Genomic DNA, 13,709 nt, shown 5'->3' on the forward strand with positions numbered 1-13,709 from the left:
TACTTGGCAAATAATTTTGGTTATTTACTAATATTGGCGCCTTTTCCTACTCAATTATTGATATTTTTAAAGATATATTAAAATTAACCGATAAGAAGAGTAGGGGAAGGTGTTACTTTGAGTTCAGAATTTCGTTCACTTTTAAGAAATATATTTGGTGCTGGAGCATTGGCTGCAGTTGTTTCTTATTTTAGCTTCCTCGCACCTGAATCCTCAACTTCTCCTGAAGATAAAATGCTTTCAGAGTCTCTTGAATCACAAGAGAGAATAGAAGACCAAGGAGTTGATGAATTTGGTCGATCAAAGCGCCGACCTTCTTCTTTTGAAGAAGAGATCAGCCGACAATTTCCAACAAGAAAAAGAAAGAATGAAGCATCACGTGTGAATGTAGGTGGTAAGGTTGTTAGAGATCCAGCCTATGAAGCTCAGCAATTAGATGGTTCTAGCTACGAAGGTAGTTTAGGTGGAGGTAGTGGCCGTGGAAGCATTTCTGCAGGTGGCTCATATGCTGGCCCTTCAAGTAGTGGCGGAGATGCTGGTAGCTCTAGTGGCGATAGTTCCGGGACAAATAATTTTTCTTCTGATAGTGGTGGCCCTAGTGATGGGACGAGTACTTCTAATTCCGTTGCTTCTATGTCAAATGATGATCTTGGTGTTAAGAGTGGCTCATCAACGACAACAACTGAAGACTCTGATGACTCTAATACATCATCGTCCTCTTCAAGTGGAAGCGGAAGCTCAAATGATCCTGTGATTACTCCTGTGACATGTTCTGTGGATCGTGCTGAAGGGATGTATTCAGCAACAATTAATGTAACAATCACTTGTAGTGAGAACTCTAAGATTTCATATTGTTTACAATCTGGTGGGGGATTTTGTGACCCTGTCTCATCTCCAACAATATACTCAGGCCCAATTACTGTCGGTACTGTAGATGGAGAGTTTGGCCTGTCATTTTTTGCTGAATCGCTGAGTACAACGAGCTCAACAGAAGTGGCCGAGTTCACTTATCATATTGACTCAACTCCGCCAGACTTAATGGTGACCTTCCCAAAAGTCTACGCACAAACAACGTTTAATTCTGTATCGAATTACACTCAGTCCGCTGACTTTGGGAAATCTAATTACTTTTATCATCAGATCAACTTCAAAGGAACAAACCCTGGAGCAGGAGGCCTTAATTGGACATGTGATCAGATTTATCATGATTATAATGTTTCTGGCTTCTCATCAATTGCGACGGATGTTGATATCTCTGGCCTTGATGCGGCAACTCAACAGATTGATCAATTAATCGGAATTACTGACTTCGTAACAGGGGATAACTATATTGCAACAGTTATCGAAGATCGCAATCTTGGGATCGTGTCGTGTCAGGTACAAAATGTTGTTGTGAGAGATTTTGCCATTGCCGCTTTTACTGGCACGGGGGCAACTTCTGTTATTTCTGGAGTTCGCACAACTTACGGAGGCTTTGTTGGCTATGGTCATTTCCAAGCAACTCCAAACACTTCTAATTCAGGTCAGCTAAGCAATGAGCAAGGAATTACCTCAAATAAACAAGGTCTCTATACTTTAACACATCAATAAGTTACTCAAATTATTGGCGGCTTTCTTAAGGCTGTGAAGATTCTTCCTCCCTAAGTTGTTAAATTTCTTTCATTTAATCAATTACACTAAAATGTCGATATGCCACTGTATTAACAGAGGAACTTTAGTTGTACGTTAGTCGAAAGTTAACATTTATTTTAGCTCTATGCTTAAGTCTATTCTTAAGCTCTGGAATATTTGCGTCGACAACTAAGCTTGGTTACTCAGGCCGCCTTGTTTTAACAAACGGTACACCGGTTACTGGAACCCCCGATTTAAAATTTGATCTCTTTTATTCTGGCTCTACTGGAGTTAATAGGGGAACTCAGACAATCAACGCTGTTCCTCTTTCAAATGGTATCTATACTGTGGAGCTAGACTTTGCAGGTATTGCAAGTGTGATCAATGCTATTCCAACAAATGAAACCCTTGTTATTCAGGTTACAGACATAACAGATACGATGAATCCAGTTGTCTATGACTCTCAAAATATCTTAGCGACTCCGATTGCGGTTTATGCCAATCATGCAGCACTTGCTGAGACGATTGCAAATGATGCTGTCACTCCGGATAGTGTTGACTTCACTGGTTCATGCGCTAGCGGACAAGTTGTTTCTGTAAATGCTTCAAATGAATTTGAGTGTGTCAATCAAACACCAGCAGTTAGCGTTGACTCAACTCTTGTTAATAATGCGGGAGTGATAGGACTTCCAACTGTTGTGACAGGTGACACTTATTATTCTGTAACAGTTGACGATTATGGACGAGTGACTGGTGGTTCAACAACTCCACCTTCAACGACAGCAAATGATATTCAAGACAACTTAATCGTTGATGCTGATATCAACACAAGCGCTGCAATTTCTTGGTCAAAGATTAACAAGACTGGGGCAACTCCAAGTGATGTTGGCCTAACTGTTAATAGTGCTGGCCCTTTGGGGACGACATCTGCTGTTGCAACTGAGAATGTTGTAAAAAGTTACGTTGATACAACGGCAACGACAATTGCGGATGCAAAAGTCATTAACGATATGAGTGGTGTGCAGACTACAATTGCTCCGTCAGTTGATTCTGTGAAGAATTATGTAACAGCACAAACAAGTGCAATCACGTCGTCACAGTGGACGGACTCTGGACTCGATATCTACTTTAATACAGGAAATGTCGGGATTGGTACCTCATCTCCTGCACACTCGCTTCATATTAATGGGACGACAGCTGTTTCTGGAATAATTAGAGATGTAAATGTTGGCTTAAACAAATTACAGTTGAATTACGACACAGCGCCAAACTCGAATTCTATCTCTCTTCAGTCAAGAGAGAGTATGTATTTTATTTCTGATATCTCTCCTCTTGGTTCAGGACCTCATCATTTTGTTTTTGCTTCAGGTAATGCAAATGTAAATTCTGCAGTAGAGCTAGTAAGGATTGAGTCAACTACTGGAAATGTTGGTATTGGTACTAGTACGCCTTCTGAAAAGCTAGAAGTTAGTGGAAATGCAAAAGCAACAGGTTTTTGTATCGGGGCTGATTGTATAACTTCTTGGCCAACTGGTAATGCAGGAACAGTGACTTCGGTAACTGGTGGCACAGGCCTTACTGGTGGAACAATTACTTCTTCGGGAACTCTTGCTGTTGATGTGGGTACAACAAATGGCAAGATTGCTCAAGTCGGAGCAGGGGACAAGCTTGCTGATTCTATTATTAATTATAATCCGGCACTAGATGTTGCACTAACTGGATATACAACGGGAGCCGCTTCAAGTGTTTCTGCTACTGATACTGTTTTGCAAGCCTTTGGAAAAATCCAGGGACAACTTGATGCTCATGCAACTTCCATTGCTGCTGCAGTAACTTCTGTAACTGGAGGGACTGGTCTTACAGGTGGAACGATCACTTCTTCGGGAACTCTTGCGGTTGACGTAGGAACGACGAATGGCAAGATTGCGCAAGTTGGAGCAGGTGATAAGTTAGCTGATTCAATTATCAATTATAATCCTGCTATTGATGTTGCTCTTACTGGATTTTCAGTAGGTGCTGACTCAAGTGTTTCTGCTACTGATACGGTTCTTGAGGCCTTTGGAAAAGTTCAAGCACAACTTAATTCTCAAGCAACTTCGATTGCAGCTAATTCAACACAATGGACGACATCGGCAAGTGATATCTATTATTCAACTGGTATGGTAGGGATTGGAACAACTTCTCCTCGTACGAAATTACACTTATCAGACGCTATGACAAATAACGCAAATGTCGATGAATCTGGGTTTTACTCTCAAACACTACATGCAATTGATACTAATGGATCTTATTCTTCACGTGCTGCTTATGTTGTTAATGCCACTCAAATCGATTCTGGAGTGACTTCTGCTGGGATGCAGGTTGGACAATTAACACAGGCCCTTAGGAATTCTGGGGCAAATGGGGATAATGGAACACTGGCCGTACAAACTGCTTCTAACGTCGCTTACGGGCATTATAGTTATGATGGTACAGCAAGTCCGATCACGACAGATGCGTACGGGATCAAGGTCACAAATTATAATCGATCTGGTTCAGTGACAAATGCCTATGACCTACATATTGGAAACGATAGTGGAGCAGGTGGTACTGTGACCAATCGATTTGGACTTTACCAAGTCGGAGCATCTTATAAGAATTACTTCCAAGGAAGTGTTGGGATCGGGACTAATTCCCCGACGACAGAATTAGAGGTTAGTGGAATTGTTTCTGCTAATAATATTGGCCTAAGTCTTCCGGCATCTAACTCTCTTGATAGCAATGCTCTACCAGCAGGTCTATACCGTTCAAATACCTCAACGACAGGTTCTCCTACTCCTGGAGAAAGTGGTGCGACACTTAATATGCAAAGTGGTGTTGCAAGTGGTGCTGTTGCTCAGCTTCACATTAAAGCAAATAATACAGAAGACCCACGTGCCTTTATTCGCCACAGTGATAACACTGGAGACTTTAAAGATTGGCAAGAAATTGTAACAGCTGATGCCACAGGTAATGTTGGAATTGGTACAACGGCCACTCAGAAACTAACAGTAGATGGAAATATTAATGTGACGGCAACTAATGATATTTGTATTGATGGTACTGGTTGTTTGGCCGCTGCCATCTCTGGTGCAGGTGAAGTCAATGCCGCTTCAAGTGCTGGTGGAACTTCCCTATATAAAACAAAAACTGGAACTGACTTAGTTTTTAAAGGTTTAACTAGTTCAAGTGATATTACACTTACAGCAAATACTAATGATGTAGGCCTTGCTATCAATACTGTAAATGGAGCAAGTGAGCTTCTAAGGCTTGACGGTAGTGGGCGAGTTCCTGCTTCTAATGTTATGGGCACTCCTCTTACGGGTTATGCTGTTGGAACTAATTCTGTTCTTGCGCCAACCGATTCAATTGTTGATGCTTACGGAAAACTTCAAGCTCAACTTAATGCTCAATTTACTTCAATTACAGGTCTAGACACTGATGATGTGGCCGAAGCAAGTAACTTATACTTCACGGATACTCGTGCACAAACAGCAGCTGTTGTTAACTCGACGGCAGGTAGTGAGACAACTCAGGCGCCATCTGTGAGTGCTGTTAAAAATTATGTGGATGCAAGAGCGACTCAATGGTCGAATTCAGGAAGTCATATTTACTATAATTCAGGAAGCGTCGGGATTGGAACAGCATCACCGATTGATAAATTTGAAGTAAATGGAAGTATGACTTTAAAAGGTGGATACCTCACTCTACAAAGACCTGTCACCGCAGGTAGTTGGGCACGTGGTATGCACTTCACACCTGATGGAAGTGTTGATGCCACTAATGATGGCCTTGCTGGGATTGGTTTATTAGGAAATGCAACAACTCAACAAAGGTTTTATATGACATTTGGATCTTCTCCTTGGAGTAGTACAACTGGTCTAATTGTTGAAAGCACAGGGCGAGTTGGAATTGGGACGAATGCTCCTCTTGGGCAAATTCATACATTCGGAACAGAGCCTGTCTTCTTTGACCGCGTTTCTGGAAACCCTTCTCATCTTCTTCTACGAGGGGCCAAGGGGAGTATTGGTGCGGAAACTGCTCCTTTAGAAAATCATGAAGTTGGACGAATTTCTTTTACAGGATTTGATGGTTCTGACTGGGCCACAACAGCATTGGCCGGAATCTCTGGGCGAGCATCAGAAGACTGGAGTCCAACAACAAGAGGGACGGATCTTGATTTTAAAACCGTAACAAATGGGTCTCTTTCAGAACAAACAAGAATGATCATTGCAAATGATGGTAAAGTTGGAATTGGCTCAGATGACCCCATTTCAAAACTGACTGTAAGGGGAGCTGATAGTAGCACTAATGGCCCGATGTTAACTCTTGCTGGTGATGTGAGTAATCAATTTGAAGCAGGGCGAATTCGTTTTGCTGAGCCTAATAATACATTCCAGGGTGGCTACATTCATTATGATGGAACAGGCCCTGATTATCTTCATATTGGTGTTCATGAGACTGCCGACCTTTTAACATCAAGTGATGTTAATGCTATCAGTATTAGTCGCCAAACTGCAAATGTGGGGGTAGGGACAAGTACGCCTTCGTCGCGCTTACATGTTTATGAAAATGGTAAGCACTACCATGTTAATCGCAAGATTGATGGATACTCGCAAACAGAAAACTCAACAGGGATAAATTATATTCTTCTTCACCGTGCCTATGATGGAGCTCTTTTAGATGAGCACTATATAAATGGTGAGATTAATATAAGACGTGGTGGAACGGCAGCTTGGAATCGAAAAGTTTCTGCACAAGTTAATACGGCCTGTGCGTATGACAGCTGTCGAGGAAATATTATCAATTACGGTGAATACACATACCTTGCTTATGTTACTTATAGCGGCGTGAAGTATCTTGCTCTTGCTATTCCTGATAACTCATCAATGTATAATGCGACTTTTACTGGTTACGCATACAACGCAACGGGTGTCGAGCAGTTAAGACTAGTTTATGATACAGATGTGACAAGTGTTACTTCATTCTCACAAAACGCTATACATACTAATGCTATAAATGTTGCCGCTGGAAATATATCAACAGCATCTGGTTACGCTCTTGGATATAATCTTTCTTCAACTACTGATAGGTATGCACTCTATCCATATCTTTTAGGTCAAAAATCGAAAACGGGCTTAGGTCCATCTCTTCCTTATGATAATGCCATGAGTATCGAGTCTGATGCATTGATAACTTTTGTTGAAACAGATGCTGACAAGGTTTCTGGATTTATGGATTTAAATAGCAATACATTTGTGTGGGATGGAAATATTGGGATTGGAATGACAAATCCTTCAAATGCTCTACACGTAACAGGGAATATTGGAGCAACAGGTTGGGTTGGTGCTGGTTGTGAAGGCTCATGTTCAACTGATGCTTATGCCATTAACTATGCTGACGGACGCATTAGAACATTCTCTGGTACAGGATCGGCTTGTGAAAAGGCCGGAGGTTCTGCAACTTTCACATGTTCTTCAGATAGAAGACTTAAGCATGATATTGAAGACTTCAAAGATGGTATCGACGTGATCATGAAGCTTCGCCCACGTACTTATGTTTGGAATGCGGATGAGAGTGAGAAAATACATTACGGATTTATTGCCCAAGAAGTTCAAGAAGCAATTCCTCATGCAGTAACTGTTGATACACAAAGAGAAGATGGTGAGTACCTTACTCTTAATCAAGGAGAGTTTACTCCTTATATTATCAATGCTCTTCAAGATCTTAATCATATGATTGAAGATAATAAGAAGATGTTTAATTTCATGAGTAGTGGAATTGAATCAAAAGTAGATGAAAATAGTCGAGAAATCGCAAGTCTTAAAGAAGAGAATGCTGAGATTAAGGCCGAAAATAAGATGCTTAAAGACTATCTTTGTTCAAAAGACCCTGAAGCTCCTTTCTGTGGGCAGTAATAATTATTTAATTGGCCCAAAATCAAGGCGAATTTAGGCTACTTAGAATCACCACCGGCAGATAAGTCCTCTAAATGACATTCAATTATTGATCTTAACGAAACCATTCTATACTGACGATAAGCCACTGTATTAACAGGGGATCTTGGTTGTACGTTAGTCGAAAATTAACATTTATTTTAGCAATTTGTTTAGGGGTATTCTTAAACCTAAGTGCTATTGCATCGACGACTAAGCTTGGTTACTCAGGCCGCCTTGTTTTAACAAACGGTACACCGGTTACTGGAACTCCCGATTTAAAATTTGATCTTTTTTATTCAGGCTCTACTGGAGTGAATAGGGGAACACAAACGATTAATGCGGTTCCTCTTTCAAATGGTATCTATACTGTGGAGTTAGACTTTGCAGGTATTGCAAGTGTGATCGATGCTATCCCAACAAATGAAACCCTCGTTATTCAGGTTACAGACATAACGGATGCGATGAATCCAGTTGTCTATGATTCTCAAAATATCTTGGCAACTCCAATTGCGGTTTATGCTAATCATGCAGCACTTGCTGAGACAATTGCAAATGATGCGATCACTCCTGATAGTGTTGACTTCACTGGCGCTTGTTCAACTGGACAGGTTGTTTCTGTAAATGCTTCAAATGAATTTGAATGTGTTGATCAAACAGCATCAGTTGCTGTTGATTCAACTCTTGTGAATAATGCGGGAGTCATTGGTCTTCCAACTGTTATCACAGGGGACACTTACTACTCGGTAACAGTTGATGATTATGGACGAGTGACTGGTGGTTCAACAACTCCACCTTCAACGACTGCAAGTGATATTCAAGATAATTTAATTGTTGATGCTGATATCAACACGAATGCAGCAATTTCTTGGTCAAAGATTAACAAGACTGGGGCAACTCCAAGTGATGTTGGCCTAACTATTAATAGTGCTGGTCCTCTTGCAACGACAACTTCTGTTGCAACAGAGAATGTCGTTAAAACGTACGTCGATACTTATGCCAATGCAGCGGCAGATGCCAAAGTAATTGATGATATGAGTGGGGTGCAAACGACAATTGCTCCTTCTGTAAATGCTGTTAAAACTTATGTGACTGCGCAAACTGGTGGAATTACATCTTCTCAGTGGACAGACTCGGGGCTTGATATTTATTTTAATACTGGTTTTGTTGGTGTTGGAACGAATACTCCAATGGGCCCATTACACGTTGTGGGGAGTGCCAATGATTTAAATATCATGCGCTTTGGTGCAACTGATGCAGATATTTCAAGTCTTACAAATCTTTATAATATGTCAGGTCTTCTTATTGTAAACGAAGGCGTCAATAATGCTTATCATTCATTTAGAATTGTAAGCGATGTAGATGCAACTCAAATTGAAAGTTTAGCAGTAACAAATGCTGGGCGAGTAGGTATTGGCGTTTTAGAACCAACACAAAAATTAGATGTCGATGGTAATATAAAAGCAACTGGACTTTGTCTTGGAGCCGATTGCCGTACAGTTTGGCCAACAGGAAATGCTGGGACAGTGACTTCTGTCACTGGTGGTGCAGGACTTACTGGTGGAACGATTACTTCCTCTGGAACTCTTGCTGTTGATGTGGGAACAACAAATGGCAAGATCGCTCAAGTTGGAGCAGGGGATAAGTTAGCTGATTCAATTATTAATTATAATCCTGCACTTGATGTTGCACTTACTGGATATGCAACTGGTGCTGCTTCAAGTGTTGTGGCAACAGATACGGTTCTAGAGGCCTTTGGTAAAGTTCAGGGACAGTTAGATGCTCACGCGTCTTCGATTGCTGGTAACTCTACATTGGTTATTAATTCGACAGCAGGAAATGAAACTGGGCAAGCTGCTTCAGTGGATGCCATGAAAAATTATGTTACAACTGAAATAGCTGGTGTTAATCAATCCCAGTGGACAAATTCTGCAAGTGATATTTACTTTAATAGTGGCAATGTTGGAATTGGGACAACTTCACCAACAAGCCCGCTCACTGTAAATGGTGTAATTACCGCTGGTGGTCTTAACTCTTCAGGGGCCATTACTTATAATTCTTCAGGCAATTATGTTCCCTTTTCTGCTTCTAATTCAACGGGCTATGCCCACGCAAGAATTAATGGACTTGAGGTCGGAGGTATTACCAGTAGCACAAATGAAGGGTATATCAAGCTTGGGGATAACTCCCGCCGGATAAAACTTGATACGAGTGGTATTATTTTGAGCAACGGTATCACAGCTAGTGATGAAGTCATGCGAATAAGTAGTAACGGTAATGTGGGTATTGGAGCAACAAACCCATCTGAGAAGCTTGAAGTTGTTGGAAGAGTAAAAGGTACGGAGCTTTGTATCGGTGGTGATTGTCGAACTTCATGGCCTACGGGAAGTGGTGGTACTGTTACTTCTGTTGCCGGTGGAACAGGTCTGACTGGTGGAACAATTACTTCAACTGGAACTCTTGCCGTTGACGTTGGGACAACTAATGGCAAGATTGCTCAAGTAGGAGCAGGTGATAAGCTTGCCGATTCAATTATTAATTATAACCCTGCAGTTGATGTGGCCCTTACTGGTTTCTCTACAGGAGCTGCTTCAAGTGTTGCAGCAACAGATACAATCTTAGAGGCATTTGGAAAAGTTCAAGGGCAATTAAATGCTCATTCGACTTCGATTGCTACAAACTCAAATCTTGTTATCAATTCAATGGCCGGAACAGAAACGGGACAAGCTCCATCGGTTAGTTCGATAAAGACTTATGTTGATGACCGCGCGACTCAGTGGACGACTAGTGGAAGTGATATTTCATTCACTGGTGGTAATGTTGGGATTGGTACAGCATCTCCTACGAGAAAACTTCATGTCGTTGCTGATGATGCAGTCGACGGAAATGATTTTATCGCATTATTTCAAGAGCCTGGAATTACACCTGAAGCCTCTTCAACAGTTGGTATCGCTGCAGATCGAATGGTTATGGTTCAAGGAAGTGGCGGAGCATTCTATGGTGGTCGAGATGTGGCAAATGATATCGAATTTGCTATGGGGACAAGTATCGCTGGAGAGGCCTTCTCTGGTTCCATGACTAATCATCAGTATGGACTAAGAACAAATAATATTACGAGAATGACGATTGATGAAACAGGAAATGTTGGAATAGGAACAACAACTCCTGCGGCAAAGCTATCAGTAGATGGTGATGCAGAGTTTTCTGGTTTTTATACAAGTAAGCAGGTCACTTACGCTAATTATGACTATACTAATCTTTCTTACTTACTACTTGCTAAGACATCTAGTGATGACAAGGTTTATGGACGCATCTACGGACATCGTGGAAGTGCCACGGCTATTCCGCGACCTTACTATGTTGATGTTGTGATTGATACATCTTCTGTCTATACAGATGTAGGTGAAATCACAAATGCTTATCGAGTTGATTCAAAGATTGCTCTTGCCGAGATAGCTTACAAAGGTGAGACATGGTGGGCGCTACGTTATGATGCTGATAGCACGTTTCATGCTAATAATATAGGGTTTCAAGGATTTCGATCTCAAGCAGATGCCGATGCTTTTAAGTTTATTAATGAAAATGATGCTGACTTAACAGCTATTTTAAATGTAAAAGAATATTCTCGAATTCGCGGAGACCTTTATAATACAAAAACTGGTAATGTTGGCCTTGGGACAACAGCACCTAGTGAAAAACTAGAAGTTAGCGGTAACGTAAAAGCTACTGCTTTTATAGGGGATGGTTCAAGCTTAACAGGTGTGAACTCTTCATCATCTTCTAATATTGCCGATAATACAATCTCAGCTGATACTGACGTTAATGGAACAGGTGCTATTAATTTTGAAACTGGTGGCACAACAAAAATGACAGTTGATAACTCAGGAAAGCTTGGAGTTGGTACAGATGCACCTGAAGCCTTGACTCATATCTCTGGTTCTACTGGACGTCTTATTCTTGAATCTACTGGAGCAAGTAATACTTATGTTACCTTAAGACCTGATAGCGGTGCTGGGGATCAGATGAATTTAGGGATAAATGATTCGACAGGCGCTTTTTCAATTGCTGGCCCTGGTGGAATTGGTGGCCAGGACTTTTTTACAATTGATAATACGGGAAAAGTTGGGATTGGAACAACAGCTCCTGTTGGTGATTTACACGTTGAAGGTGATAACGGGCATGTTGTCATTTCTGGTACAAATGGAGAAGGTAGATACTCAAACATTCAAGCAAATAATCATGCAAATCTTCTTATTGGTTCGAATTTAAGAATTTCAGAGACAGGAACTGGCCATGACCTAGAAGTGAGTCAAACTCATGCTACTATGTCTGGGGCAGGTATTACAATTGGTGGTAATACAAGCTCTGGTGACTTTATTGACTCAGGTGTGGTTTCGGTTTATTCAACAAAAGGATCTGTTACAGAAAATGATGATTTTACGGCAGCACCAACTGCTGTTTTTAGACATGGGAAAGTTGGGATTGGGACAACAGTTCCTTCTGGTCGTCTATCAATTCAACAAAATGGTGTGGCCGATAATTATGAAGGTATTCGATTAATCGCAGATAAGAATAGTGATGGGACAAATGATGAGTACCTTGATGTTTATATCAACTCTGCAGGAAAGAAAATCATTCAAACTCAGTCCTCGGGGGCAGCAGTTCACGACCTTCTTCTAAATCCAGCTATTGGTAATGTTGGGATTGGAACATCATCTCCTACTGATAAATTACACGTTGCTGGAGACTTGAGAGTCGATGGCCAAATTTTAGGTAAGCAGCGCTATGTCGAAACAATAAGTTTTGCAGACGGATGGGCCGAAGGTGATTATATAAATGTTGTTCAAGCAGCGCCAACTGCTGCTGGAGCAGCGACAGGATGGACAGTTACTATCTCGGGAACTCGAACGAACTGGACAGAAAGTCACTACTATGAATTTGCGACAGGACATTCTGATAATTCTCCTTGGCAAGAAATTCTCCATCGCTCAGAAGTAGGCTATGGTAGTAATACAAAGTGTTTTACTCTTGATGTAAAGGGGAATGGTAATAGTCCTCAATTTAGAGTTCGCGCTATTAAGCCCTCAGCATCGTGTGGCCTAACGACTGCGCTGTCTTTGGATGTTGTTATTGAAGCAAAGACTAATATTAACTCGTGGACAAATTTATCTTCAACAGGAAATGACTTAACAGTAACGGAGCTCCAATCTCATGGGTTAAACTTTAGTGTTGTTACAGGGCGCCCTGAGGATGAAGCTGGTAAAGTGGCGATTCACGCAAATGCTCAAGGTTATGTTGGAATGGGAACAAGATCTGCAGATGCTCCATTAAGAGTACATGGCCAATCAACTTCGACAACATTGCCAACTGATACAACTCATGGTGACGTTGTCGCAAAATTTACTAATCATAATAATGGTTTAGAAATAGGAGTCGCGGGTACCCTTAATGCAAGACGCTCTTGGATTCTTGCAAGGCATTCATCAGTAGACGTGTATGGGACAAATTTTTCAACACTCCACCTTCAACCAGATATTGGAACTGATACAAATTATCGTGGGGTAGGAATTGGACTTGATCCAGGTACTCATCTTGCTCTTAACGGAGAAAGGCTTGTTGTTAACGGAACGGCAGCAAAACCAGGTGGTGGTTCTTGGGCGACATACTCTGATGCGCGCTTAAAAGATTTAACAGGTGAGTTCACTTATGGCCTCGATGCCATTATGGCCATTGATACAATTAAGTATCGCTATAAAGACGATAACGCTCTTGGTATTCTAAATGAGAGAGAGCACTCTGGTTTTATTGCCCAGGATATTCAAAAAGTTATTCCTGAAGCGGTTAGAAAGACGACTGATGATTATTTAACTGTTGATAATGATCCAATCTTTTTAGCGCTTATTAATGCGACTAAAGAGCAACAGACTCAGCTTGATGAAAATAAGCGCATGCTAAATCTCATGCAAGAAGGGATTTCTCGTCGGGTGGCCTCTCTGGAAGAGCAGGTAGAAACACTAAAAGAAGAGAATGAAATCCTTAAGGCCTACTTATGTCAGAAAGATCCTGATATGCCACTGTGCCCGAAAAACTAGTCAAAAATTATTGTTAATACGTTAACCTTACTGTTCAAATTTCAATAGGTTA

At 41.2% G+C, this 13,709-nt stretch carries 3 protein-coding genes; all 3 read left to right on the plus strand.

The window, feature by feature from the left end:
- The first annotated feature begins 117 nt into the window (after window positions 1–117).
- The 3 genes from ABMA76_RS03455 (at window position 118) to ABMA76_RS03465 (ending at window position 13,657) form a co-directional block, all read left to right on the plus strand.
- The gene (locus tag ABMA76_RS03455; protein ID WP_392909038.1) at window positions 118–1,590 is read left to right on the plus strand and encodes a hypothetical protein; all 1,473 of its coding nucleotides are present in this window, start codon (window positions 118–120) and stop codon (window positions 1,588–1,590) included.
- A gap of 128 nt (window positions 1,591–1,718) precedes the next feature.
- Complete coding sequence (locus ABMA76_RS03460) at window positions 1,719–7,547, plus strand: tail fiber domain-containing protein (protein ID WP_393060953.1); 5,829 nt, start codon at window positions 1,719–1,721, stop codon at window positions 7,545–7,547.
- A 149-nt stretch (window positions 7,548–7,696) separates the two neighbouring features.
- A complete protein-coding gene (locus ABMA76_RS03465; protein ID WP_393060955.1) occupies window positions 7,697–13,657 on the plus strand; it encodes a tail fiber domain-containing protein in 5,961 nt (1,986 codons plus the stop codon).
- Window positions 13,658–13,709: the final 52 nt, after the last annotated feature.

The sequence above is a fragment of the Halobacteriovorax sp. ZH5_bin.2 genome (assembly GCF_043196375.1).
GTDB lineage: Bacteria > Bdellovibrionota > Bacteriovoracia > Bacteriovoracales > Bacteriovoracaceae > Halobacteriovorax_A.